The 24,499-nt window shown below is 68.4% G+C and carries 18 protein-coding genes and 2 pseudogenes; 7 read left to right on the forward strand and 13 right to left on the reverse strand.

Annotated elements, in window-relative coordinates; all coding sequences use genetic code 11:
* Positions 1–113: 113 nt before the first annotated feature.
* Positions 114–2,018 carry a M61 family metallopeptidase gene (locus ACO2Q2_RS12800; RefSeq protein ID WP_423256171.1) on the reverse strand — a complete coding sequence of 635 codons (1,905 nt, stop codon included), beginning with the start codon at positions 2,016–2,018 and terminating at the stop codon, positions 114–116.
* Between the two features lie 76 nt (positions 2,019–2,094).
* Positions 2,095–3,993, reverse strand: coding sequence for a M61 family metallopeptidase (locus ACO2Q2_RS12805; protein ID WP_423256172.1), 1,899 nt, complete (start codon positions 3,991–3,993; stop codon positions 2,095–2,097).
* Positions 3,994–4,486: 493 nt separating this feature from the next.
* On the opposite strand from ACO2Q2_RS12805, the gene ACO2Q2_RS12810 reads away from it, so the two are divergent.
* Positions 4,487–4,645, forward strand: a complete 159-nt coding sequence (locus ACO2Q2_RS12810; RefSeq protein ID WP_423256173.1) for a hypothetical protein — start codon at positions 4,487–4,489, stop codon at positions 4,643–4,645.
* A 93-nt stretch (positions 4,646–4,738) separates the two neighbouring features.
* On the opposite strand, the gene ACO2Q2_RS12815 is transcribed toward ACO2Q2_RS12810, so the two are convergent.
* The 4 genes from ACO2Q2_RS12815 to ACO2Q2_RS12830 form a co-directional block, all read right to left on the reverse strand.
* Entirely contained in the window at positions 4,739–6,223 is a 1,485-nt protein-coding gene (locus ACO2Q2_RS12815) for an amino acid permease (RefSeq protein WP_423256187.1), read from the reverse strand.
* Between the two features lie 108 nt (positions 6,224–6,331).
* Positions 6,332–7,618 (reverse strand): sterol desaturase family protein, encoded by a 1,287-nt coding sequence (locus ACO2Q2_RS12820; RefSeq protein ID WP_423256188.1) that lies wholly within the window; start codon positions 7,616–7,618, stop codon positions 6,332–6,334.
* Between the two features lie 298 nt (positions 7,619–7,916).
* Positions 7,917–8,318: an Hsp20/alpha crystallin family protein gene (locus tag ACO2Q2_RS12825; RefSeq protein ID WP_423256174.1), complete on the reverse strand. Its 402-nt coding sequence runs from the start codon at positions 8,316–8,318 to the stop codon at positions 7,917–7,919.
* Positions 8,319–8,503: 185 nt separating this feature from the next.
* On the reverse strand, positions 8,504–8,986 hold the full coding sequence (locus tag ACO2Q2_RS12830) for an Hsp20 family protein (protein WP_423256175.1): 483 nt from the start codon (positions 8,984–8,986) through the stop codon (positions 8,504–8,506).
* A gap of 394 nt (positions 8,987–9,380) precedes the next feature.
* On the opposite strand from ACO2Q2_RS12830, the gene ACO2Q2_RS12835 reads away from it, so the two are divergent.
* Both ACO2Q2_RS12835 and ACO2Q2_RS12840 read left to right on the forward strand, forming a co-directional pair.
* The gene (locus ACO2Q2_RS12835; protein ID WP_423256176.1) at positions 9,381–9,656 is read left to right on the forward strand and encodes a BrnT family toxin; all 276 of its coding nucleotides are present in this window, start codon (positions 9,381–9,383) and stop codon (positions 9,654–9,656) included.
* On the forward strand, positions 9,613–9,891 hold the full coding sequence (locus ACO2Q2_RS12840) for a BrnA antitoxin family protein (RefSeq protein ID WP_423256177.1): 279 nt from the start codon (positions 9,613–9,615) through the stop codon (positions 9,889–9,891). Before ACO2Q2_RS12835 ends, ACO2Q2_RS12840 begins: the two co-directional genes overlap by 44 nt.
* Before the next feature lie 314 nt (positions 9,892–10,205).
* Here the strand turns inward: ACO2Q2_RS12840 and ACO2Q2_RS12845 are convergent.
* From ACO2Q2_RS12845 to ACO2Q2_RS12870, 6 genes and pseudogenes are all read right to left on the reverse strand, one after another.
* Positions 10,206–10,343: pseudogene (locus tag ACO2Q2_RS12845) on the reverse strand (IS110 family transposase); the annotation flags it as partial.
* Between the two features lie 91 nt (positions 10,344–10,434).
* The gene (locus ACO2Q2_RS12850; RefSeq protein WP_423256178.1) at positions 10,435–12,771 is read right to left on the reverse strand and encodes a TonB-dependent receptor; all 2,337 of its coding nucleotides are present in this window, start codon (positions 12,769–12,771) and stop codon (positions 10,435–10,437) included.
* Positions 12,772–12,951: 180 nt separating this feature from the next.
* The gene (locus tag ACO2Q2_RS12855) at positions 12,952–14,289 is read right to left on the reverse strand and encodes an alkaline phosphatase family protein (RefSeq protein WP_423256179.1); all 1,338 of its coding nucleotides are present in this window, start codon (positions 14,287–14,289) and stop codon (positions 12,952–12,954) included.
* A gap of 319 nt (positions 14,290–14,608) precedes the next feature.
* Entirely contained in the window at positions 14,609–15,718 is a 1,110-nt protein-coding gene (locus ACO2Q2_RS12860) for a glycerophosphodiester phosphodiesterase (protein WP_423256180.1), read from the reverse strand.
* Between the two features lie 140 nt (positions 15,719–15,858).
* A complete protein-coding gene (locus tag ACO2Q2_RS12865) occupies positions 15,859–17,613 on the reverse strand; it encodes an alkaline phosphatase (RefSeq protein WP_423256181.1) in 1,755 nt (584 codons plus the stop codon).
* 70 nt (positions 17,614–17,683) lie between these two features.
* Positions 17,684–17,818, reverse strand: coding sequence for a hypothetical protein (locus ACO2Q2_RS12870; RefSeq protein ID WP_423256182.1), 135 nt, complete (start codon positions 17,816–17,818; stop codon positions 17,684–17,686).
* 75 nt (positions 17,819–17,893) lie between these two features.
* On the opposite strand from ACO2Q2_RS12870, the pseudogene ACO2Q2_RS12875 reads away from it, so the two are divergent.
* The 3 genes and pseudogenes from ACO2Q2_RS12875 to ACO2Q2_RS12885 form a co-directional block, all read left to right on the forward strand.
* A pseudogene (locus ACO2Q2_RS12875) lies at positions 17,894–18,091 on the forward strand (iron dicitrate transport regulator FecR); the annotation flags it as partial.
* Positions 18,091–19,245, forward strand: coding sequence for an N-acetylglucosamine-6-phosphate deacetylase (nagA, locus tag ACO2Q2_RS12880; RefSeq protein ID WP_423256183.1), 1,155 nt, complete (start codon positions 18,091–18,093; stop codon positions 19,243–19,245). The pseudogene ACO2Q2_RS12875 and the gene nagA, both read left to right, overlap by 1 nt.
* 78 nt (positions 19,246–19,323) lie before the next feature.
* A complete protein-coding gene (locus tag ACO2Q2_RS12885; RefSeq protein WP_423256184.1) occupies positions 19,324–21,297 on the forward strand; it encodes an alkaline phosphatase family protein in 1,974 nt (657 codons plus the stop codon).
* A 220-nt stretch (positions 21,298–21,517) separates the two neighbouring features.
* Here the strand turns inward: ACO2Q2_RS12885 and ACO2Q2_RS12890 are convergent, their stop codons facing one another.
* Positions 21,518–21,931 carry a DoxX family protein gene (locus ACO2Q2_RS12890; protein ID WP_423256185.1) on the reverse strand — a complete coding sequence of 138 codons (414 nt, stop codon included), beginning with the start codon at positions 21,929–21,931 and terminating at the stop codon, positions 21,518–21,520.
* Positions 21,932–22,223: 292 nt separating this feature from the next.
* On the opposite strand from ACO2Q2_RS12890, the gene ACO2Q2_RS12895 reads away from it, so the two are divergent.
* Positions 22,224–24,254 carry a bifunctional 2',3'-cyclic-nucleotide 2'-phosphodiesterase/3'-nucleotidase gene (locus ACO2Q2_RS12895; protein WP_423256186.1) on the forward strand — a complete coding sequence of 677 codons (2,031 nt, stop codon included), beginning with the start codon at positions 22,224–22,226 and terminating at the stop codon, positions 24,252–24,254.
* Positions 24,255–24,499: the final 245 nt, after the last annotated feature.

A 24,499-nucleotide genomic window follows, 5' to 3' on the forward strand; every position in this document is an offset into this window, starting at 1 on the left:
CTCCCCGGCGGGGAGAGGGAGCAATGCGGGATGGGAGATGGTCGCGAGGGTGTCCCTCACCCCAACCCCCGGATCAAGTCCGGGGCAGGCCCTCTCCCCGGCGGTGAAGCGACTCAGAGCGGCTTGATCAGCTTGGCCAGGGTGTCCGGCTTGCCGGTGTCGCGCTCCAAGTGCGGGTACTTCAGGCCGTCGTGGTAGTCCACGCGCACGGTCCGGTAGCTGTCGAAGTTCTTCACCAGCAGTTCGACCGGCTTGCTCTTGTCCTTCGCGGCGGCGGTGACGGCGTCCTTGAGCACATCGGCGGAGTACTGGGTGCCGTTGACGGCGACGATCTTCATCGCCGGCGACAGGCCGGCCTTGAATGCGGGGCCGTCCCACAGCACGTCGGCGATGGAGCCGTCCTTGCCCACCGACACGCCCAGCGAGTAGGTGAGGTCGGCAAAGCCGCGGCGTGCCTCGATCGCCTTGATCGCGTCGGACGGCTTGTCGGTGTAGACCAGCTTCCAGCCGTGCGCGGCGATGCCGTCGATGAGCGGGCCGTGACCGTCCAGCCGCTGGCGCAGGAACGACGCCCAGTCGAACCTGACGATGCCGTTGAGCGTGTTCACCACGTCCTCGAAGGTGTAGGTGTTGACCTTCCAGTCGCCGTTGTTCATGCCGAAGAAGGCCCTGGCGAAGTCGTCCATGCTCTTTCTGCCGCCGCTGAGTGCGCGCAGCCTGGCGTCCACGTCGAGCCAGATCATCGCGCCGGCGACGTAGTAGTCCTCGCTGGCCTGGTAGTTGCGGTACGGCAGCGGCCGGCGCTGGGCGATGACGGGATCGTTGGTGGTGTCCTGCACGTTGCGCCAGCTGGCCAGGCCGGGGCGGCCCTTGTCGTAGGTGGCGGCGGCGTAGGCGAGCATGTCGCGGGTCTGCTCGGGGGTCCACAGGCCGGCGCGGGCGGCGACGATGTAGCCCCAGAACTGGGTCTGGCCCTCGTACACCCACAGCAGCGTGTCGCTCATCGGCACGTTGAAGTTGGGCGTGGTGAGGTCGGCGCCGCGGCGGTACTTGCCGTCCCACGAGTGGTTGTACTCGTGCGAGAACAGGTCGCGCGCGAACACGTTCTTCTTCCACTCGGTGAAGTAGTCGGCCTTGACGCCGTCCTCGCTGGACTGGTGGTGTTCCAGGCCGATGCCGCCGAGCTTGTCGCTGAGCGAGGTGAGGAAGGTGTAGTGGCCGTAGTGGTGCGCGCCGTAGAGCTTGTACATTTGCTGGATCAGCTCGCGGTGCGGCTTGATCTGCTCGGGGGTGAACGCGAGGTACTTCGGCGCGTCGGCGAACAGGTCCATGTGCACCGGCACCTTGGCGCCGGGGTCGAGATCGACCTGCTTGTGGTACTTGCCGGCGAGCATCGGCGAATCGACCAGCGCGTTGTAGCTGATGGTCCTGTAGTTCCAGGTGTCGCCGTTCCTGGAGGCGAGCTCCAGTGCGGTGGCGCCTTCCCAGCCGGCCGGCAGGGTGACGCTGGCGTCGGCGTGGATCATGCGGATGTTGTGGCCGGCCGGGTACACCGACACCTTGTCCCACTGCAGGCTGAGCATCTCGGGCGTCATCATGATGCGGCCCTGGCCGTGACCCTGCGAGGAGAGGAACTGGAAGTCCACGTCGACCGCGCTGGTGCCTTCGGGCACGTCGACGTGGAACGCGTAGACGTTGAGCGGATCACGCGTCCAGCTGAGCGTCTTGCCGTTGGCCTTCACGGTGAGGCCGGCGAACTTGTCGATCGGGCCGGTGGGCGAGTGGTTGCCCGGAATCCACTGCGGATACAGCAGGGTGAGCGGACCGGCCACGGCGGGAATCGTCTCGTGCACACGGAACACGCGATGCGCCACATCGGTGGCGTCCACGTGGATCTTCAGCGTGCCCGGCACATACGGCGTGTCCTGCACGGGCGGCACGTTGTCGGCATGGGCCGGCGCGGCGATCAGGCCGAGACCGGCCAGCAGCAGGGCGGAAGCGAGAACGGTGTTTTTCAAGGGGCATCTCCTCGATGCGGGGTGGTCGGTGGACCCGGCCGGCGCAGGCGCCGGCCGGGAATAAAGGTGGGTGGCGTTACTTGCGCGCCGCAGTGATGTCGCCCAGCAGATCCTTGCCCGCAGCGCGGACCAGGTGCGGGTACTTCAGGCCATCGTGGTAGTCGACGCGGTAGGTGCGATAGGTGTCCACGTTCTTCACCAGGAGCTCGATCGGCGCGCCGGCGCCCTTGGCCGCGGTGACGGCGTCCTTCAGCGCGTCGGGCGAGTAGTCCTTGCCGTTGACGGCCACGATGGTGAGACCCGGCACCAGGCCGGCCCTGAACGCCGGGCCATCCCACTGCACGTCGAAGATCCGCCCGTTGCTGCCGGCGGACAGGCCCAGCGAATAGGCCAGGTTCACGCCGTGGCGCAGCTTCTCCATCGCCTTGTCCATGTCGTTGGGCTGGTCGGTGTAGACCAGCTTCCAGCCGCCGCGCTCGATGCCGTGCTCGGGCAGCTCGGTGCCGGTGTAGTCCAGCCGCTGGCGCAGGAAGCGCTCCCAGTCGTACGGCTGCACCTGGTTGAGCGTGGCGACCACGTCGTCGAAGGTGTACGTGCTGGTGACGTAGCTGCCGTCGTCCTGCCCGTAGAAGGCGCGGGCGAAATCGTCCAGCGAACGCTGGCCGTGCGAGAGCGCGCGGATCTGCGTGTCCACGTCCAGCCACAAAAGCTGGCCTTCCGGATAGAAGTCGGTGCCGCGGCGCCAGTTGATCCAGCCGCCGCCGCCGAAATAGGTGAGCGGCGCGGCGTCGGCGGTGTCCTGCAGCGAGCGCCAGCGGCGACCGGTGCGGTGGGCCATCGCCGCGGCGATCGAGGCCAGCGAGTCGCGGTACTGCGCCGCGCTCCACAGGCCCGCGCGCGCGGTGAGCACGCCGCCCCAGTAGTCGGTGAGGCCTTCGTAGACCCACAGCAGGTCGTCCTGCATCGGCTCGTTGAAGGTGGGTGTCCACAGGTCGGCCGGGCGGCGGAACTTGCCGTTCCACGAATGCACGTACTCGTGCGGCATCAGGCTGGCCGCCAGCATGTGCATGGTGTCGTCGGTGAAGAAGTTGGCCGGCAGGCGGTCGTCGCTGGACTGGTGGTGTTCCAGCCCGAAGTGACCGGTGTGGTCCGACAGCGTGAGCAGGAAGTCGTAGTGGTCGTAGTGGTGCGCGCCGAACAGCTTGAGCGTCTGCTGCACCATCGCGCGCTGGCCGGCGAGCTGCCTGGCGCTGAGCTTGACGTCGTCGGCGTCGTCGCCCACCACGTTGAGGTGCACCGGCACCTTGGCGCCCGGGTCCAGGTCCACCCGGTTGAAGTGCGCGCCGGCGATCAGCGGCGAGTCCACGAGGTTGTTGAAGCTGACCGGCTTGAACTGCGTGGTGGTGCCGGACTGGCTGGCCACCTCCAGCGCGCTGCCGAACTTCCAGCCGGCTGGCAGCGTGACGCTGGGCGCGATGGTGATCTGCCGCGTGTAGTGCCCGGCCGGATAGAACGCCACCTGGTTGAACTCCACGTCCACCAGCCTGGGCGTGGACGAGGCGCTGGCGCCGAACTCACCGCCGTCGCCCGGCGAGAGGAACTGGAAGGCGAGATCGAGCTGGCTCACGCCGGCGGGCACGTGCAGATGGATCGCGTACATCTCGCGCAGGTCGCGCCGCCATGCCAGCGGCTTGCCGTTGGCGCGGATCACCAGCCCCGCCACGTTCTGGATCGGACCGGAGGGCGCGTGCTCGCCGGGAATCCACTTCGGGTAGTACAGCGTGAGCGCGCCGGGCGTCACCGGGATGGTCTCGGCGACGCGGAAGATCTTCTTCGGCGCATCGGCCAGATCCACCGCCAGCGTGAGCGTGCCGGCGTACGGCTGGTCAAGCGGCGCGGGCCGCTCGGCCGCATGCGCGGCCGGCAGGGCGAAGGCCAGAATCAAGGCGAAACACAGGCGGGATACACGTGGCACAGGACACACTCCGGACAGACGCCGGGAACGCGATGTCTCACCTCCCCCGGCCGCAACCACCCCGGCGACCCGTCACGTCCTGTGGTGCGGGCCCGGCATGGGACAAGGGCTCGATGGTAGGTCGAAGGTCACGCACGGCCCCCTGCCAGAGGTCACGACGGCGGCGATCGACGATGGCCGGGCGAGGCAACCGGGAGCATCGTGCACCGCGTCACGCACGGCGCGGCGGAACCATCGAGCAGCGGCAAAGGCCGACAGACCGCAGCACAACCCGCGTGCCAGTGCGGTGACACTGAACCATCGAAACATGTAGGAGCGCACCCTGTGCGCGAATGCTCTTGCTTTGATGTCGATCAGGAGCAAGAGCATTCGCGCACAGGGTGCGCTCCTACGCGATTCCGGATGTTGCTGAATTTCAGTGTCGCAACACTAGCTTCCCACTCGTTGCCCGAGGACAGAACTCCGATGCCGCGCCATCGCCAGCGAGCAGGTGTTGGGCCGCACCTTGCAGCGCCACGCCATGGTGGATACCGCGCAGGCCGTGCGCACGCCGCTGGAGCAGAGTTCGGCGCAGGCGGCCAGCATGGCCGCCGCGCTGGCAACGCCGGCGCCGGTCCTGCATCGGACCACGGTGCACGCGCTGCAGCGCTGAACAGCCTGCGCTTGCAACAGCAACGAAAACGCCCGCGAAGCCGGTCCGGTTCCGCGGGCGTTCTGTCGAGTGCCGACGCGACCCGCGCGCGGCTTACGAGTCGGCCAGTTCGCTGTGACGGATGCCGTAGGCGAAGTAGATCACCAGGCCCAGCATCATCCAGGCGATGAAACGCCAGATGGTGATCATTGGCAGGCCGCCGAGCAGTTGGAAGTGGCCGCCGGCGAACCACGGCCAGCCGATGATGAGGAACAGCGAGAACAGCATGCCGGTCGGTGCCACCAGCCACAGCATCGGCGTGCGGAAGCGGCGCTCCACGTGCGGCTGGCGCACGCGCAGGATCAGCACCGAGCCGCAGATGATGATGAAGGCGGCGAGCGTGCCGATGTTCACCAGCTCGGCCACCTCGCCGATCGGCAGCGAACCGGCGACCAGCGCGGTGAACACGCCCAGGATCATGGTGGGGCGTGCGGGCGTGCCGTACTTCGGGTGGATCCTGGCGAACCACTTCGGCAGCAGGCCGTCGCGCGACAGCGCAAACCAGATGCGCGCCGCGCCCAGCATGAAGGCGAACATCACGCTGGTGATGCCGGCGATCGCCGCCACCGAGATGATACCGCGCACCCAGTGCAGCCCCAGCGCCTTGAACGCCGCATCCACCGGCGCCGCGCCGCTGAGCTGGTCGTACGGCACCATGCCGGTGAGCACCAGCGACACCGCCAGGTACAGCGCCATCGACACCGCCAGCGACAGCAGCACCGCGCGCGGCAGGTCGCGCTGCGGGTTCTTCGATTCCTCCGCCGCCGTGGTCAGCGTGTCGTAGCCGAACACGGCAAAGAACACGATGCTCGACGCGGCCAGCACGCCGCCCCAGCCGTAGGTGGTGATGCCGTCCTTCACCACCGCGGTGGGAATGAACGGATGCCAGTTGGCGGTGTTGACATAGAACGCGCCCACGCCGATCACCAGCGCCACGCCGATCACCTTGATGGCGACAATGGCGGTGTTGGCGCGCGCGCCCCATTCGGTCTTCACCGTGAGCATCCAGGCGATCAGCAACGTGATGGTCGCGGCGATCACGTTGAACACCTTGCCGCTGTCCGGATGCTGCGGATCGTAGGCGCCCTGCGCCCACACCGGCAGGGTGACGCCGAACAGCTGCTCGATCAGCGCCTGCACATAGCCGGACCAGCCGATCGCCACCACGCCCACGATCAGCGCGTACTCGATCAGCAGATCCCAGCCGATGATCCAGGCGAACAGCTCGCCCAGCACCGCGTAACCGTAGGTGTAGGCGCTGCCGGTGACCGGGATCATCCCGGCGAATTCGGCATAGGCCAGCGCGGCGCAGGCGCTGCCCAGGCCCGCGATGATGAAGCTGAGCACCACCGCGGGGCCGGCGTTCGCGGCGGCCTGCTGGCCGGCGAGCACGAACACGCCCACGCCGATGATCGCGCCCACGCCGATCGCGGTGAGTTGCCAAAGGCCCAGCACGCGGCGGAAATCACCGCGCGAACCGGCCTCGGCCTGCAACTGTTCGATCGACTTGTGGCGCACCAACCTGGCTAGAAAACCCATCATGCCTCCCCTTGATACCGACGTGTAACAGCGCACGATCATAACAACGATACCCGCGAATTCCTTCACGGGTATCTAACAAAATCATGCATTTGGATGTATAGACGTCTATTTGAACTGGATCGGCGAAGCCCCGGAACGGGCCATGCGGTCGCTGCCAGTTGCGGCATCGGGGCTGCGCGTCACCCATGCCAGCGCCAGCGCGCTGGTGCCGAACAGCAGCGCGAACACCGCACCGGTCGCCGCCCCCTCGATGCCGAACCAGCGCCCCAGCAGCGCCGGCACCACGGCGAGCGCAGCCACCCGCACCGCCTCCAGCCGCGCCGCGCCGGGCCGCCCTTCCCACCACGCGCCGAGCACGGTGAGGCTCAGCGCAATCACCAGCGCGTAACCCAGCAGCACGCCCAGTCCGGCGTGGGCCGACAGGCCGAGGAAGTGCGTGGTCATGCCCAGCAGCAGCGCGAACTGCACCAGGCCGTAGCCGGCGCGACGACGGGTGAGCGGCGGATCGAAGCGTTCGCGTCCGAGCTCGAAGGCCGGCCTGGGAAAGCGTGCCGCCACGTCGACCGGCCGCCAGCCCGGCGGGCGGAACCAGATCTGCAGCCGGTCGCGCCAGCGCTTCGCGCGGCGGGCATCCTGCCAGGTGGCCCAGTACACCTCCAGATTCGCCCACAGCGGATTGAAGCTGCGCAGCGGCGCGCGCGTGCCGTATACCGGCGGGTCGCGGTCGTCCTCCTCGACGAAGCTGCCGAACAGGCGGTCCCACAGGATCAGGATGCCGCCGTAGTTCCTGTCCAGGTAGCGATCGTTCACCGCGTGGTGCGCGCGGTGGTTGGACGGCGAGCAGAACACGCGGTCGAACCAGCCGAGCTTGCCGACCTGCTCGGTGTGCACCCAGAACTGGTACAGCAGGTCGATCAGCGCCACCGCCGCGAACACGCTCACCGGATAGCCGAGCAGCGCCATCGGCAGGTAGAACAGCCAGCCGAGCAGGCCGCCGGTGGCGGTCTGGCGCAGCGCGGTAGAGAGGTTGTAGTCCTCGCTCTGATGGTGCACCACGTGGGCGGCCCAGAGGATGTTCACCTCGTGCCCCATGCGGTGCAGCCAGTAATAGAGGAAGTCGTACAGCAGCAGGCCGCTCACCCACACCCACCACGCGTCGGCCGGCAGCGCGAACAGCGCCACGTGCTCGACGCACCAGGCGTACACGCCCACCGTGAGCACCTTCAGGAACACCCCGGCCAGCTGCGAGATCACCCCCAGCCCGATGCTGGTGACCGCATCGTTGCTGCGGTAGGCGCGGCGACCGCGCAGTTTTGCCACCAGCAGTTCCACCCCAATCAAGGCGAAAAAGACCGGGGTCGCCAGCGTGATGACGGACTCGGCGGAGATCATCGACGGCGCCTGCACGATGGGCTGCCCGTCCCGTTCGACACGTTGCATTGCATCATGGCCACCCGTCGCGCACGCCCTGGTGAGGCCGCGATCATAACCAGACGCTGCGGGTTTTTCCCGTTGGCCGGCCGGCCGCAAGGAACCGGGGCCTGCACCGTGGAAGGCACGCCCCGAATGCCGCCGCTGGCAGGGAAATGGCGCGGTTGCCCGCGCCATTCCCCTGGAAGCCATTCGGGCTGCAAAGCTCCTCGCCGCGAACGTTTCTACGGCCCACGCTCCTGGGCCATGCCGTCCGATCTCAGTGCTTGATCGCGATGCGCTTGACCTGCGCGCGGGCGCGTTCGGTCTTGGGCAGTGTCACGGTCAGCAGGCCGTTGTTGAAACGGGCCTCGATCGCGTTCTCGTCGACCTCGGCGTCGAGCGGGATGCGGCGTTCGAAGCGGCCGTAGAAGCGCTCGGAAAAATGCCGGTCATGGTCCGCCGTTTCACTGCGGCGTTCGCCCCGAAGGGCAAGCACCCCGTCGTCGAACAACACCTCGATATCCTTCTCCTCCATTCCGGGAACCTCGGCAGTGACGGTGAACGCCCGCTCGGTTTCGGCGATCTCCACGTTCGGCCAGCCATCGGCAACCATCGACAGGGGCGTGGTTGCCGAGACATTGCCGAACGAGCGGAACACATCCTCGAACAGGCGGTTCATTTCCTGATGCAGCGACAGCAGGGGATGGCGCTCGTTGACGGTCTGCAGCGACGAAGATGCTGCCTGGCCGGCGCGGCGCCACGGGATCAGGTCACGAACATTCATGGTCATGGCTCAATCTCCTGTGCTTTGGTGATTGCCTGGATTGCGCCCGCATGGCGCGTGACGCGCATGCACGCCTCGCGTCACGCAGCCTGCTGGGCCTCGATCTGCCGCGGCCTGCCGGCCTCGCTGCGCGGCAGCGCGGTCCCGCCGGCGACCTCGATGCGACGCGGCTTCATCGCCTCGGGAAGCTCCCGCTGCAGGTCGATGGTCAGGATGCCGTTGACCAGGCTGGCGCCGACGACATCGACGTAGTCAGCCAGTTCGAAGCGGCGCTGGAAGTCGCGCCTGACGATGCCGGCATGCAGCTTTTCCCCGGCGTCCTCCTCGCTGCGGCGTCCGCTGACGGTCAGCAGGTTGCGCTCGCGGGTGACGGTGAGTTCGCCCTGCGAGTAGCCGGGGACTGCCATGGTGATGCGGTAGTGGTCTTCGGCGGTCTTGGTGATGTCGTACGCCGGCCAGCTGTCGACGGCGTCGATGCGGCTGGCGGTATCCAGCGCATCGAGCAGGTGCTCGAAACCGATGCTTGAACGGAACAGGGGCGAGAAATCGAACGTGCTTCTCATGGCCATATCCTCCGTTGGACTGGACAAAGGGACGATGGACACAGGTTGATTGCCGCGCGTGTCGATCCGGCCCCGTCGATGCCACCCGACGGAAACAGGGGGCGACACGGCATCGCCGCAGATGTATTCGCGGCAACCCCTTTTCAAGGGCAGGCACCGCGCTTCCGGGCGCAGCGCGATGGGCATGTTCAGGTCGTCGTCATCCCGCCGTGACCCAAGGAGCACTCCATGGGCAAGCCTCCCTCATGGAGGGCAACGGCATCGTGAGTACGCTGGCTAACAACTCGGTCAACCGGACGCAAACCCCGCTGCGCGGATTCGCGCCGGTTACCTCGGGCGTTGACCGGCACAACCAGCCTCTTGCATTGGCCAATTGTTGTAGTTACAATAATTCATGCGCATCAGCTATGACCCGACCAAGCGACAGAAGACCCTGGAGGAGCGCGGACTCGACTTCGAGGATGCACCAGCAGTCTTCGCCGGCCTCACTTTCGAGGTCGAGGACACCCGCCGGGACTATGGCGAGACGCGCATGATCTGCTTCGGCCACCTTGCCGGTCGCCTCGTTGTGATCGGCTACACGCCAAGAGGAGCAGTTCGCCACATCTTCAGCATGAGAAAAGCCAATGAACGCGAGAAAGCCCGTATCGGCCCGTACCTTGAAGTCTGATCTCAAGCGCGTGGACTCGCACAGGACAAAAGCCAGCGAGTACAAGGAACTTCCGGAACTGACGGATGCCATGCTCAAGCGTGGCACCGTTAAGCGTGCTGGCCGGCCCGTTGCGACCAACCCACGGAAGCAGGTCACTATTCGCCTCCCGGAATCGGTGCTTGCCAAGTGGAAAGCCACGGGCCCAGGTTGGCAGACCCGTATGGCTGAGTTGCTTAGTAAGCGTGCTTCGTAAGTGCCGGTCTAACAATTCGTCGTAAGAGACTTCCCGTCAATACCACCCGCTTGATGCTCTTGCCTTGAGCTTTCAGGCTTTCGCTGGTCATGGTGTTGTCCCCGGTGCTGCGTTGTGCGTGTCAGTGCTGCACGGTGTTCAACGTTGCCAGACTGCATTTCCGTAAACGGTCTTGTTGCATCGGTGGGTTGATGCGGACCAGGGTATAAACCGCGCCCGGAGACCTCGTTCATCCAGCGGTGTCGTCGGTGCTTCGGGGATCGGCCGAAACACGTTTGGACGTCCGGAATGTTAGTCAGGTTCTCTCCGGGGCGAATCCAGATCTGCTCGGGCGTGGACGTTTCCACGCTGACCGCCTTGGCCCGCTGCAGGCTGCAGCGCACGTCCTGGATCAGCAGCGTGCGCAGGTACGCGTCGCCGCGGCAGCTGATCGTGCCTAGGAGCGTGGGCCCGTTCTGGACAAGGGATCGACTCACGCGCAAGTCCGACGAACGCGCACAAGCCACGCCCCGCCCGGCGGATCGCCGGGCGGGGCGCGATCGCTCAGAACCGCACCGTCGCCGTCAGCATGCTGGCGCGCGGGGCGCCGGCGAGCAGGGTCTGGAAGGTGCCGCCGGCGTCGCTGGTCACGAAGCCGTTGGAGCCGATGGTGCCGAAGTAGCGCTTGTTGGCGAGGTTGGTGACGTTGAGCGCGAGCCTGATGTCCTGCGCGAAGCCGACCTTGCCCAGGTCATAGCCCACCTCGGCGTTGAACAGCCAGTACGACGGCACGCCAGCATCGTTGATGTAGGTGTAGTAGCGCTTGCCGGTGTAGTGGGCGGACAGGCGCAGGTCCCACGGGCCGGGCGTCCACACCAGCTCCGAGGCGATCAGCTGTTTGGGGCTGTCGACCACGGTCTTGCCCTTGGTGGGCACCACGATCGGGTTGTTCTGCGCGTCGTAGCCGCTGACGTAGTCGTTGTCGTAGCGCGAGCGGTTGTAGGAGAGCGAGTTGGACCAGTGCAGGTCGTCGGCCAGCCTGAAGTTCACCGCCAGCTCGGCGCCGCGGCTGCTCACCGAACCCACGTTGGCGTAGCCGCTGGCGCAGCCGACGATGCCGGCGCACTGCGAGATCACCAGCAGGCGGTTGCTGAACTTCACGTCGTACAGCGCCAGCGAGGCCTGGTAGAAGTCGCTGACCTGGCGCAGGCCGCCCTCGATGGTGCGCGACTGCTCGGGCTTCAACTGCTTGCCGAAGGTGTCGAAGGCGACCTGGGTGGTGGCCAGCGGACCGGTGATTCCGGCCTGGTAGGCGGCGATGTTCTTGGCGTACGAGCCGAACACCTCGAAGCCGCCGCCGAGGCGGTAGCTGGCACCGATCTGCGGCAGGAAGGTCTTCTTGGCGGTGAGCGAACCGTTGGCGTAGTCGCCCGGCGTGCCGTAGCTCAGCGTGCCCGGCACCGAACGCGCGGTGACCTTGGTATCCGGCGACTTGAAGCCCACGTCCACGCTCAGGCGGTCGTCGAGCAGCTTGAAGCTGTCCTGCACGTAGAACTGGTGCGTGGTGGTTTCGTAGTGCTGGTAGAACTGGCGCAGGTTGGGATCGTTGAGGAAGTAGCTGTCGTTGATCGGACCGGTGACGTAGTAGTAGTTGCGCTGCACGTTGTGGTTGGAGTCTTCGTACCAGAACCCCGCCTCCACGTGGTGGATGCCGATGTCCCAGCTCAGCGATGCGGTGAGGCCGCCACGGTCGATGCCGTACTCGGTGGTGCGGATGGAGATCGGCGTCTGCTGCGGCGTGCCCGGGTAGGAGGGCACGTACGGCGTCCACCAGTGACCCTGGCCGCGATCGTTGTGGTAGTAGCCGGTGGCCTTCAGGCGCACGGTGTCGCTCAAGGCGAAATCGCCGAACACGCTGGCCACGGTGTCGTCGCGCAGACCGCTGGCGTCGTAGTAGGAGTCATCCACGCTCTGCACGTTGCCGTCGTTGACCGTGCCGGTGGTCTGGTACTGCGTGGCCACGGCCACGGCCCGGTTCCAGTCGGGGCGGAAGTTGTCCCAGTTCCAGCCGTTGCGCTTTTCCAGCGCGAGGGACAGATCCTGGTAGTCGTTCTCGTGGCGGCTGGAGGTGGTGAGCAGCGCGCCGACGCGGCTGTCGTCGCCGAAGTCGTACACGGCCTTGCCGTTGAACTGCTTCTGCGTCTGGTCGCCCTGGCCCTTCCACTTGTTGACGGTGGCGTAGGCGCCGGACAGGTACATGGCGAAGCCGTGGTGGTCGCCGGTATCGAGGCGCGCGTAGGTGCGGCGGGCCGAGTCGCTGCCGATGCTCTGCGCCACGGTGACGCCGTAGTCGGGGGTGGGATCGGCCGAGTAGAACTGCACGGTGCCGCCGAGGTCGCTGGTGGACGCCGTACCCAGCGAGCCGATGCCCTCGGCCAGCTCGGCGCCGCCGAGGTTTTCGGCGATCAGCGCGCGGCTGATGTGCAGGCCGTTCTGGTTGCCGTAGCTCATGTCGCCCAGCGGGATGCCATCCAGCGTGAAACCGAGGCGGTTCTGGTTGAAGCCACGCAGGCTGATGCGCGTGGACCACTCGTAGTTGCCGAACGGGTCGGCCGACTCGAAATGCACGCCGGGCTTGGATTCGAGCACCTTCAGCGGGCTGCTGCCCGGCGGCAGCACCTTCACGTCTTCGCGGGTGATGCGCTGCACCTGGCGCGACTCGCCCTGGCCGATCACCGACACGGTCTGCAGCTGCTTGACCTTGCTGGCATCGGCGGCGGCATCGGCGGGCGCGGCATCCGTGGCGCTGGGCGTGTCGGTGGCCAGCGCGCTTCCCTGCAGCGCGGCGAAGAGGGCCAGCGCCAGCACGGCGCGGCGATGGGAGATCAGACGGTTCGACATGCGTGCACATCCTCGTCGCGGGGGCACGGCCCTCGCGGCATCAGTGGGAGAAACGGAAACCCGCGATCACCCCGGCGGGGCGAATCGCGAAAGCATGCGTGGCGCGTGTGAAGCGACGTTTACACCGACGTGTCAGCGCGTTTGGACGACTGAACCGTGCTGTCACATGCGCCGGCTCGTTCAGTGCGGCGGCGCGAGCAGCGCATGCCCCTGCGCGGTGGGCAGCGCCACGCCGAGGTAGCCGGCCAGCGTGGGCGCGATGTCGCGCATGTCCACCACGCCGAGGTCGCGACCGGCCGGCACGCCGGGCCCGGCGATCAGCAGCGTGGCGCGCTGGTCGGGACGCGCCGGGTCGTAGCCGTGCATGCCCTTGTAGTGCGAGGGTGCCGGCAGCGGCGCGTCCGCAGTGATACCCAGCTCGTAGCCAGGCTTGAACACCACGAACCAGCTCGCCTTGTCGCTGCCGCCCCTGGCCAGCAGCTGCTGGCGATCGAGGATCTCGGCGATGCCGTAGGCCGGGTCCTGGCGCAGACGATCGAGCAGCGCCTGCACGCGCGCCTTCACCGCCGCGTTGGCCGAATCGCGCAGCACGATGGCCGCGCTGCCGCCGTCGTTCCACACTGCGGCCTGCCAGTCGGTGATGGCGCCGTTCTTCAGCGTCACCAGGCCTTCCTTGAGGAACGGCGCATACAGGTTCACGTCCTGCGTGACCGGCGCGAAGCCGTGGTCGGAGACCACCGCGACGACGCCGTCCGGATGCACGCGGCGCGCGGCATCGACCACTTCGCCGACCAGCGCGTCGATCTGTTCGAGCACGCGGTTGGCATCGGGCGTGCCGGGGCCCTTGGCGTGCTCCTCGTGGTCGAGCGCGGCGAAGTAGACGGTCATGAAATCCGGCCGATGCAGCGTCAGCAGCTTCACTGCGAAGCGTGCGCGGGCCTGGTCGCCGTCCAGCTCCTCGTTGATGCCCAGCGGATACGGGCCGAGGTCCTTCTCCAGCGCCGGCAGCAGGCCGGGCGTGGCCAGTGCGGCGAGCAGCTTGCGGTCGTCGGCGGTGCCGGTGCGCCAGATCTGCGGCAGGTTCCAGTCCACGCCCACGGCGCCCACGCTCACCGGCCAGTGCACGTTGGCGGTGGAGAGTCCCGCCGCGTGCGCGGCCTGCCACAGCGTGGGCACCTTGATGTCGCTGGCGTACCAGTCCCAGCCGAGCTGGTTCTTGTTGTACGGATCGAAAGTGAGGTTGCCGCCCACGCCGTGCACCGCGGGCGAGACGCCGGTGAGCAGGGTGACGTGGCTGGGATAGGTGAGCGTGGGCAGCACGCCGGTGACGCCTTCGGCATAGCTGCCCTCGCGCAGGAAGCGGCTGAGGTTGGGCAGCGCCAGGCCGCGCTGCTTCGCGTGCAGCACGTCGCCGGGGCGCAGCCCGTCGATGGAGATCAGCAGCACCGGACGGGCGGACGCGGCCAGCGGCGCCAGCAGCAGACACAGGGTGGACAACAGCGGGATGAGTCGACGCATGATGGTTTTCGGTAGCCGGCGGGAGAACCGGCATGCTCGGGGCCGTGCGCTACAGCAGCGTGACGCGGCGATGTCGCGTTGCGCCACGTGGTTTGGATGTGATTGGGAGCGGCCGGGGGCGTCCGCTTGTGTAGTGCGAGTCATGAAGCCCGCCGCCATCATCCCGGCGGCTCTCAACAGACGAACGTCTGGTCAAGCTGGAGGAGCTGTACAACAGCGCGAGCTGGTCATCCAGTGTCTCGGGATGCTCGGGAAGTCGCTGGATCCCAGCTTTCGCTGGGATGACGAGCAAAGTGGGCGTGGCGAGCGTGCAGATGCGTCAGTGGCCGTCCACGGCACGACGCCCCAGCGCCGGATCGTCGGTGAAGAACGCATCGATGCCGGTGGCCAGATACACCTTGAGCTGCGCCAGCATGCCGGCGGCGTTGAAGGTGTCCGGGTGGTCGCCCTGCCAGAACTCCTTCGCCAGGAAGGTGTTCTCCGGGCGGAAGGTGTACGGATGCACCTCAAGGCCGGCGGCGTGCGCGTCGTGCACCAGCGCGGTGGGCGTGCCGAGGTGGCCGTCGGCGGTGTACGGGATGATGGCGTGGTAGTCGGGACCGATCGCATCGGCGTACTGCGCGATGGCCCTGAGTCCCGCCGGCGTGATCATCTGCGCGTAGGTGAGCGTGCCGCCGGCCGCCAGCACGTCGCCCGGGTGCATCGCCGGCTCGTCGATCAGCTGCAGCAGCGTGATGTTGGGATGCGCACCGTTCGGATGCGCCTTGCCCAGCTTGCCGCGCAGGTACTTCAGGTTGGCGATCTCGAACGACTGGATCTCCACCGGCGCGCTGCGCGTGTACGCATGCGCGGCCAGCGTGGCCAGCAGCGCGTCTTCCATCGGCAGGCCGATGTGCTGGAAGTAGCTGCCGTGCTTGATCTCCGGGATCAGCCCGATCACCCGCCCGCGCACGGCCGATTCGGCGGCGACGAAGTCGATGATCTCGTCCAGCGTGACGATCTGGAACTGGCCGTCCCAGGCGGTGCCGCGCAGCTCGGGCAGGCGCTCGCGGGCGCGCAGGATTTTCAGTTCGGCGAGGGTGAAATCCTCGGTGAACCAGCCGGTGACGCGCCGGCCGTCGATCACCCTGGTGGTCTTGCGCGCGGCGAACTCGGGATGATCCGCCACGTCGGTGGTGCCGGCGATGTTGTTCTCGTGGCGCGCCACCATCACGCCGTCCTTCGTCATCACCAGGTCCGGCTCGATCACGTCGGCGCCGTCGGCGATCGCCTTGGCGTACGAGGCCAGCGTGTGCTCGGGCCGCAGCGCGCTGGCGCCGCGGTGGCCGATCACCAGCACCTTCGACGCGAACGGCTTCTCGGCGGCGTGCAATGCGGTGGTCATCGGCAGCAGTCCGAGCAGGAGGGTGAGACAGCTTAGGCGACGCATGGGCGATTCCGGCAGGGGGGTGCCATGCGTTTTACGCATCGGCGGTTGCAGGGGGATGGCAGCGACGCTCCTCATCACGCGCTGGCCGTACCCTCACCCCAACCTCTCTCCCGGCGGGAGAGGGGCTCTATCCATGGGCTTTACCGGCCCTGCTGTTCCTGCTGCAGCCAGCGCGCATACCGCGGGCGGTCGACCGGCACGCCGGCGGCGTTGCAGCTGCCGAGTCGGCACAGTTCGCTGCGCAGGCGCGGGGTGTGCTGCACGATGATGTGGAAGATCGCGTTCTGCTCCAGCTCGCCGTGGAAGGCCGCGGCGCCGGGACCGTTGGCGAAGATCGCCACGTCTTCGCCGCCGTGCGTCTCGGCCTTCAGCGGCACGGTGGCTTCCTGCAGGTAATCGGGGTCGGTGGTGTCCACGTCGGTGAGGTTGGGGCGTCCGCGCGTCGCGGGGCTGATCTGGCTGGGCGCGTGCGGGTAGTGCTTGGGGCCTTCGCTCTGGCGGTCGCTGGCGCCGGTGTAGCCGGGGCCGCTGGCAAAGCCGAGCGTGGTGTACGGCAGGCCGGTGGCATCGGGTGCGTTGCCGGGCGCGCTACCCTCGTCGTAGCTGCTGGTGTGGCCCTGCACCTTGCCCAGGATGGGGTTGCCGCGGCGCGGGTAGCCGGCGAAGGTCATCGTGTGGCTGTGGTCGGCGGTGACCACGATCAGCGTGTCGGCCGGATCGGTGGCCGCCTGCGCGGCCTTCACCGCCTCGGCGAAGGCGATGGTTTCGTCCAGCGCGCGGAACGCGTTGCCGGCGTGCAGCGCGTGGTCGATGCGGCCGCCCTCGACCATCAGGAAGAAGCCGTTCGGGTTCTGCCTGAGCACGGCGATGGCGGCGGTGGTCATCTGCGCCAGGCTCGGTTCGCCGGCGGTGTCGTGCGGCCGCTCGTGCTCGTAGTTCATGTGCGAGGGCTCGAACAGGCCCAGCAGCTGCGGCGTGTGCGCCAGATCCAGCGCGTCGAGCTGGTGCTGGTTCCACACGTAGCGGCCCTGCGGATGTCTGGCCGTCCATTCGGCAATCAGGTTGCGGCCGTCGAGGCGGCGGCCCACCGCGGTGCTGTGTTCCGGATCGGCCGCGCCGGCCGGCAGGAACTCGGTGCGTCCGCCACCCATCGCCACGGTAAGCCCGCGGCCGGGGAAGTCGACCAGCTGCGCGGCGAAATCCTTGCAGCCCTGCGCCTTGGCTTCCGGCGTGAGCTCGGCATCCACTTCCCAGTTGCGCTCGGGCAGGTGGCCGTAGGTGGCCGCGGGCGTGGCGTGGGTGATGCGCGTGGTGGTCACCGCGCCGGTGCCCATGCCCGCGGCGGCGGCCAGTTCCAGCGTGGTCACCAGCTCCTGGCCGCGGCTGCCGGCGCAATCGTCGCGCCGCGGCAGCTGCGACACGCCGATGTAGCCGGCTCGGGTCTTCACGCCGGTCATGATGGCGGTCATGGTGCCGGCCGAATCGGGCGTCTGCTGGTCGGTCTCGTAGGTGCGGCTGAGCGCGCTGAAGGGAAACCGCTCGAAGCTCAGACGGTAGCTCTCGCCGTCCACCCCCGCGCGCTGGCCGGCGAGGATGTGCGCCGCCGCGATGGTCGGCAGGCTCATGCCGTCGCCGAGGAACACGATGACGTTCTTCGCGCGCTGGCCGCCGGCCTGCGCCTGCGCCGATGCGGCGGCCGCCTGCGCCGCGCCGGCGCGGAACCACCAGGCGGGGGTTTCGCCGGACGGACGCGCGATCGCCGGCACGCCGATGACGGCGGCGGCGCCCCGGTCGGCGGCGGCAGGCGCGGTGGCGACGCCGGCGCAGCCGGCCAGCAGCGCGGCGCAGCCGGCAGGGCACAGTACGCGGCGCAGCGCGGACGGCAATCGGTTCATCGTCGGCTCCTCTGGGGACAGGCAGGGAACGCCGATGATAGCGGGCGCCCCGCCGCAGCGACCGCGCGGGCTAGAGTTTCAGATGGATCCCGCGCCGGTCCATCGCCCACACGATGAACCACCACAGCGCGACGAAGGCGATCGCCCACGCCAGCGAGGCCACGTACGGCCCGGCCGCGGGGGTGATCCAGCGCGCCAGTTGCACCGGCAGACGGGCGAGGAAATCGGGCCAGTACAGATCCGGCGCCGGTGACAGTACCGCGTCGTGGCCTTTCTGCGCCGCAGTGATGGCGCCCGCGCTGCCGCGCCCGGCGTCAGCGGCGAGGACAGCCTGCCGCTGGCCTCGGGCGTGTCGTCGCTCACCGCGCCGCTGCTCATGGTGCAGAGTTTCTACAAGGCAGCCAGCGCACTGGCGCTCGCGCGCGGCTACGATCCGGACGTACCGCCGCACCTGCGCAAGGTCACGGAGACCGTCTGATGTCCGCTTCGCTCACTGCCTTGGTCAACGCCCGCGTGATGGGTGGGCACGGCCTGCGCGATGGCCTGGCCGTGCTGGTCGACGGCGCACGCATCGCCGCGGTCTGCCCGGCCGACGATCCGCGCGTGGCGCAGGCGACCCGGCACGACCTCGGCGGCAAGCTGCTGCTGCCCGGCTTCATCGACGTGCAGGTCAACGGCGGCGGCGGGCTGCTGTTCAACGACGCGCCCACGGTGGAGACATTGCGCGGCATCGCCTCCGCGCACCGGCTATTCGGCACCACCGGGATGCTGCCCACGTTGATCACCGACACCCGCGACACCATGCGCCGCGCGCTGGACGCGGTGGACGCGGCGATCGAGGCGGGCGTGCCGGGCATCCTGGGCATCCATCTGGAAGGCCCGTTCCTCGCCGGCGCGCGCAAGGGCATCCACGACAGCACGCTGTTCCGCCCGATGGATGAAGAAGACCTCGCCCTGATCTGCGCGCCGCGCCGCGGCAAGGTGATGCTCACGCTGGCACCCGAATGCGTGCCGCCGGCGACCATTCGCCGCCTCGCCGACGCGGGGGTGCTCGTGGTGGCCGGCCACACCGGCGCCGACTACGCCACCACGCGCGCCGCGCTCGACGCCGGCGTGTGCGGCTTCACCCACCTGTACAACGCGATGACCACGCTCACCGGTCGCGAGCCCGGCGTGGTCGGCGCCGCGCTGGACGATGCGCACAGCTGGTGCGGACTGATCGTCGACGGCCACCACGTGCATCCGGTCAGCCTGCGCGTGGCGATCGCGGCCAAGGCGCGCGGCAAGTGCGTGCTGGTCACCGACGCGATGCCGCCGGTGGGCTCGGATCGTCCCCACTACACGCTCAACGGCCAGACCATCGTGATGAAGGACGGCATCTGCCGCAGCGACGACGGCGTGCTCGCCGGCTCCGCGCTGGACATGGCCAGCGGCCTGCGCAATCTGGTGCGGATGGTCGGCGTGCCGCTGGACGAGGCCTCGCGCATGGCCAGCGCCTATCCGGCCGACTGGCTGGGGCTGGCCGCCACGCACGGACGCATCGCGGCCGGGCAGCAGGCCGACCTGGTCGCGCTGGACGATGCGCTGCGCGTGCGCGACAGCTGGATCGCAGGAAATCACGCCGCGCACTGAACGCCGTTGCCACTCAACTGCAAACAACGCGATGCGATGATGCGTGGCTGATTCGTCCGTCTTCCGCGAGGCCCGTGCATGTCCCTGCTCCGTCGTCTGCTGGTTCCCTTGGCCTGCGTGGCCGCCCTGGCCGGATCGGCGCACGCCGCCGCGCCCGCGCCGCACCACCGCATCATCGTGTTCGTGTGGGACGGCATGCGGCCGGACGCGATCAGTGCGCAGGACACGCCGAACCTGCTGGCGCTGTCGCGGCGCGGCGTGTTCTTCACCGACAACCACTCGACCTACCCCACCTTCACCATGGCGAACGCGTCGAGTTTCGCCACCGGCGCGTTTCCGGGGCCGATCGGCTTCTACGGCAACAGCTTCTATGCGCCGGGCGGCGAAGGCCTGAACGCGAAGGGCGAGGCGGCGGATTTCCAGGACCCGATCTACACCGAGGATTACGCCGTGCTGCGCGACCTCGACCGCCACGAGGACGGCGCCCTGCTGCAAGTGCCGACCCTGCTCGCCACCGCGCACACCGCCGGGCTGACCACCGCGGTGATCGGCAAGTCCGGCCCGGCCTTCCTGCAGGATTACAAACTCCCCGACGTCGGCGGCAACAACGTGCTGCTGGATGAGAACACCGTGCTGCCGCTGGCCTTCGCCAGGGAGTTGCAGGCTGCCGGCTACCCGCTGCCCGCGCACGTCGTCCACACCTACGGCCCGGCCCAGCTGCAGCTGCGCGAGGACAACGGCGCGCCGACCGCCGCGGGCAAGCTGGTCACGTTGAAGGACGGCGTCACCTCCGACGCCACCGCCGCCGGCGAGACCACGCCCGGCCCGGCCAACGCGTGGATGATGCAGGTCTACCTGGACGAGGTGCTGCCCAGGCACCGGCCGGACGTGAGCATCGTGTGGCTGCGCAATCCCGACACCACCCAGCACCAGTACGGCGTGGGCTCGCCGGAGTTCCACCGCGCGCTGCAGGCGCAGGACGCGCTGCTCGGCCAGCTGGAGGCGAAGCTGCGCGAACTGGGCATGGCGCAGGACACCGACCTCATCGTGGTGTCCGACCACGGCCACAGCAACGTCGCCGGTCCGGCCGACCTGTTTCCGCTGCGCGCGATCAACGACGGCCGCGTGGCCGGCATCGACCGCGACTGGGGCTTTTCGGTGTCCGGCAGCGTGCGCATGGCCGATGACCTGACCCACGCCGGCTTCCACGCCTACGACGGCGAGGGCTGCATCTACGCGCCGGTGATGAGCGGCATCCGCGCCGACGGCACACCGCTGCACCCCACCCGCTACGATGACGACGGCCACGTGTGCGGCAAGCCCGGCCCGTACACCACGCCCAGCTACGTGGTGCCGGACGTATTGCCGAAGGACGCCGTGGTGATCGCGCCGAACGACGGCACCGATTACCTGTACGTGCCCACGCACGATGCGGCGGTGGTCAGGCGCGTGGTGCGCTTCCTGCAATCGCGCAACGTGGTCAACACGGTGTTCGTGGCCAAGCGCTACGGCGCGATCCCCGGCACGCTGCCGGCCGAGGCGGTGCACCTGGAGAACGCCCGTCGCGGGCCGGACATCATCATCAGCTACGCGTGGGACGCCAATGCCGTGGTGCAGGGCTTCCCCGGCACCGAGGTCGGCACGGTGTCCACCGAGCGCGGCCAGCATGGCAGCTTCAGCCCGCGCGACGTGCACAACACGCTGATCGCCAGCGGTCCGGATTTCCAGCGCGCGATGCGCGATCCGCTGCCCAGCGGCAACGTCGACCTGGCGCCCACGCTGGCGGCGCTCTTGAACCTGCCGCTGCCCACCGCGCAGGGCCGCGTGCTGCACGAGGCGCTCAGCGGCGCGCTGGCGCGACCGCTCGCTGCCTACCGGGTCGAAACCGCGACACTGCGCCCGCAGCAACCCGCCACCGGTCTGAAAAGGCAGCGCATCGACGGCAGCCCGCTGAAAAGCACCCGTTTCGACTTTGCGGTGTGGCTCAAGCAGCTCAGCAGCGGCGATCGACGCTGGACCTACTTCGACCGGGCCGGGCCGGATCGCCGATAGGCGCCGCGGGCAGCGGCAAGACGATCGCCGCAGTTGCGGCTGCATCGGCACCGTGCGGCCGAACCCGGGACGCCGTCGGACGTCGCGGAACCTGTCGTCGACGATCGTCCGGCGCTGCCTCGGCGATGCCGCCCGGGCGGGCCGCGTTTTGGGCCGCGGCGCACCACCCCGCGCCGATCGGCGCGGACCGCCCCCGCCGCTCCAGCCGCTGCTTGCGAGGTCAGCGTCTGTCCAGCGAATACCGCCCCGCACCCGTCACGCAAAGCAGCAACAGCCCGCCCGCGATACTGATGTTCTTGTAGAAGTTGATCATGCTCGCGTACTGCATGGCGCCCGACATGTGCCAGTACGGGTGGCCGATCAGCGCCGCGGCAAGCGTATAGATCGCGAGGATCAGTGCCAGCGGGCGGGTGTAGAAGCCGAGTACCAGCGCGATGCCCGCGCCGAACTCCAGGAGCACGGCGATGATCGTCACCAGCGTGGCCCCCGGCAATCCGGTCGAGCTCATGTAGGCCTCGGTATCCGTGAAGTTGACGACCTTCTGCCAGCCGAACTTCACGAACAGGACCATCAACGCGACGCGGGCGATGAGGATGAGCCTGTCCCTGTGGTTCTCGAACAAGGTGTAACGCATGGTTGTCTCCCCCGGGACGGTCGAGTCGGCACCGCGATGGACGCGGCGGTCGGGGTTCGCCAGGGGCATCGTGGCGAAATCAGCCCGAGAGGTGTCCCTGGTGCCGATGGTAGGCGCTTCGCGCAGGCTTTCCCATCAACGATAGTGCCGTGAACCGACACCATCGACCGGCATCGCGCGTCGCACCCCGGCTGCATGATCCGCACGATCGAACAGGCCGTGCTCAGAGGGCGGGCAGGCGGTCATGCCGATCTGCTAGCTTCTGCGCCTTGCACGCCCACCCGAGATACGTATGTCAGTTCGCCATCCGCTCCTCTCCTCGTTGGCCCGCTCCTCGTTGGCCTGGGGTATCCTGGCCAGCGGCCTGATCGCTGGCTGCGCCAGCCTGGGCCATCTTCATCAGCCGCTGCCGGATGGCACCCGCGCGGACGTGGCCATGCTCGAAACCACGGATATCCACTCGAACATCCTCGGTTACGACTACTACAAGCTCAAAGCCGACCCGACGCTGGGCTACGAGCGCACGGTGACGCTGATCCGCCAGGCGCGCCGGCAATTTCCCAACACCTTCCTGTTCGACGACGGCGACACCATCCAGGGCTCGGTGCTGGCCGACTACCAGGCGCTGGCCCGGCCGGTGGGCTGCGACGAGGAGCTGGCGATCTACCGCGCCATGGACAGCGTCGGCTACGACGGCGCCACCGCCGGCAACCACGAGTTCAACTACGGCCTGCCGTTCCTGTCGCAGGTCACCGGCACGCCGATGAACGTGGAAGGCGGCACGTCCAGGCACTGCGCCGGCCCGCATTTCCCGCTGGTGCTGGCCAACGTGGCCAGTGCGCGCGATGGCAAGCCACTGTTCAAGCCGTGGGCGGTGCTGCGCAAGACCATCGAGGCGTACACGCCCGACGGCAGCAAGCTGGAGGTGCCGCTGAAGGTGGGCATCCTCGGCTTCGCGCCGCCGCCGATCCTGCAGTGGGACCAGCAGAAGCTCAATGGCAAGGTCACCGTGAGCGGCGTGGTGGAGGCGGCGCAGAAATACCTGCCCGAGCTGGAAGCCCAGCATCCGGACCTGATCGTCGCCGTGCTGCACGGCGGACTGGACGATCGCCCCTACACGCCGGACATGGAAAACGGCGGCTGGCACCTGGCCGGCGTGCCGGGCATCGATGCCCTGCTGCTGGGCCACTCGCACGGCGAGTTCCCCGGCCCACGCTACGCCGACATGCGGGACGTCGACGCCAAGCGCGGCTTCGTGCGCGGCGTGCCGGCGGTGATGGGCGGCTTCTTCGGCAAGGACCTGGGCGTGATCAAGCTGGCGCTGGTGCGCCAGGGCGGCCAGTGGGTGGTGGATACCGCCGACACGCACAGCGAGGTGCGCGCGATCTGCCAGCCGGCCGTGAAGGGCCGGGCGCCGGACTGCGTGGCGCCGGATCCGGCGATCGCCCCGCTGGTGGCCAAGGTGCACGAGGCCGCCATCGCCTACGTCAACACGCCGATCGGCGACACCCGCGTGCGGCTGAGCAGCTACTTCGCCGACGAGGGCGACATGACCGCGCTGGCGCCGATCAACGCCGCGCAGGCGGACTACGTGCGCCGCGAGCTGCCCAGGATCCATCCGGAGCTGGCCGGCGTGCCGGTGCTGTCGGCCGCCGCCGCATTCCGCACCGGCTTCGGCGGCCCGGACGACTACACCGACGTGGCCCCCGGCCCGCTCACCCTGCGCAGCGCCGCCGACCTGTACTTCTATCCGAACACCCTGGCCGCGGTGAAGACCGACGGCGCCGGACTCAAGGCCTGGCTGGAACAGTCGGCGCGCCGCTTCCACCGCATCGACCCGGCCAGGACGGGCGAGCAGGCGCTGATCGACCCGCACTACGTCGGCTACAACTTCGACCAGATCCAGGGTGGCATCGCCTACACCATCGACGTGTCCAAGCCAGCCGGCGAGCGCATCACCACGCTCACGTATCACGGCAAGCCGGTCACGGCGCAGCAGCCGTTCGTGATCGTCACCAACAACTACCGCGCCAGCGGCGGCGGACATTTCCCGGGCCTGGACGGCGGCAACATCGTGCTGGCCTCGCCCGACGGCGCGCGCGAGATCCTGGCGCGCTGGATCGAGCGCAAGCGGCGCCTGACCGCGGCCGACCTGGAACCGACATCCTGGCACTTCGCCCCGCTCAAGACCCGCGGCCCGGTGGTGTTCCGCACTGCCGCGGGCAAGCAGGCGGTGGCCGCGGCCGCCGGCCTGAACCACGTGCACCAGCTGAAGGACCACGGCGACGGCACCGCCACCTACGCGATCGACCTGTCCCGTTGAGGATCGCGACATGGGGGTAGGGGGAGCCGGCGCCGGCAGCGTTTGACCGGTGTGGGTTCCGGATCGGCAACGTCTGCGCCGCCCCGGACCCGGCATCCCCCCGCGCAGGGATTGCGGCCCTCAGAGGGTGTCGACAAAATAATCAGCTTGCGAGTCTGGTAGCAAGGATACGCGCCTCGACCAGCCAAACCCAAGCCACCGGTGCCCATGACGAACGGTCGTGGTGCGCCATCAGGCGGCGGGCG

Source organism: Dyella sp. KRB-257, from assembly GCF_049445995.1.
Lineage (GTDB): Bacteria > Pseudomonadota > Gammaproteobacteria > Xanthomonadales > Rhodanobacteraceae > Dyella_A.

What these genes read in the sequence shown, in the direction of transcription:
- ACO2Q2_RS12815 (WP_423256187.1), bottom strand. Translation starts at nt 6,223, where the DNA reads ATGGGTTTTCTAGCCAGGTTGGTGCGCCACAAGTCGATCGAACAGTTG.
- ACO2Q2_RS12820 (WP_423256188.1), bottom strand. Translation starts at nt 7,618, where the DNA reads ATGATCTCCGCCGAGTCCGTCATCACGCTGGCGACCCCGGTCTTTTTC.
- ACO2Q2_RS12825 (WP_423256174.1), bottom strand. Translation starts at nt 8,318, where the DNA reads ATGAACCGCCTGTTCGAGGATGTGTTCCGCTCGTTCGGCAATGTCTCG.
- ACO2Q2_RS12830 (WP_423256175.1), bottom strand. Translation starts at nt 8,986, where the DNA reads ATGAGAAGCACGTTCGATTTCTCGCCCCTGTTCCGTTCAAGCATCGGT.
- ACO2Q2_RS12835 (WP_423256176.1), top strand. Translation starts at nt 9,381, where the DNA reads ATGCGCATCAGCTATGACCCGACCAAGCGACAGAAGACCCTGGAGGAG.
- ACO2Q2_RS12840 (WP_423256177.1), top strand. Translation starts at nt 9,613, where the DNA reads ATGAACGCGAGAAAGCCCGTATCGGCCCGTACCTTGAAGTCTGATCTC.
- ACO2Q2_RS12850 (WP_423256178.1), bottom strand. Translation starts at nt 12,771, where the DNA reads ATGTCGAACCGTCTGATCTCCCATCGCCGCGCCGTGCTGGCGCTGGCC.
- ACO2Q2_RS12855 (WP_423256179.1), bottom strand. Translation starts at nt 14,289, where the DNA reads ATGCGTCGACTCATCCCGCTGTTGTCCACCCTGTGTCTGCTGCTGGCG.
- ACO2Q2_RS12860 (WP_423256180.1), bottom strand. Translation starts at nt 15,718, where the DNA reads ATGCGTCGCCTAAGCTGTCTCACCCTCCTGCTCGGACTGCTGCCGATG.
- ACO2Q2_RS12865 (WP_423256181.1), bottom strand. Translation starts at nt 17,613, where the DNA reads ATGAACCGATTGCCGTCCGCGCTGCGCCGCGTACTGTGCCCTGCCGGC.
- nagA (WP_423256183.1), top strand. Translation starts at nt 18,091, where the DNA reads ATGTCCGCTTCGCTCACTGCCTTGGTCAACGCCCGCGTGATGGGTGGG.
- ACO2Q2_RS12885 (WP_423256184.1), top strand. Translation starts at nt 19,324, where the DNA reads ATGTCCCTGCTCCGTCGTCTGCTGGTTCCCTTGGCCTGCGTGGCCGCC.
- ACO2Q2_RS12890 (WP_423256185.1), bottom strand. Translation starts at nt 21,931, where the DNA reads ATGCGTTACACCTTGTTCGAGAACCACAGGGACAGGCTCATCCTCATC.
- ACO2Q2_RS12895 (WP_423256186.1), top strand. Translation starts at nt 22,224, where the DNA reads ATGTCAGTTCGCCATCCGCTCCTCTCCTCGTTGGCCCGCTCCTCGTTG.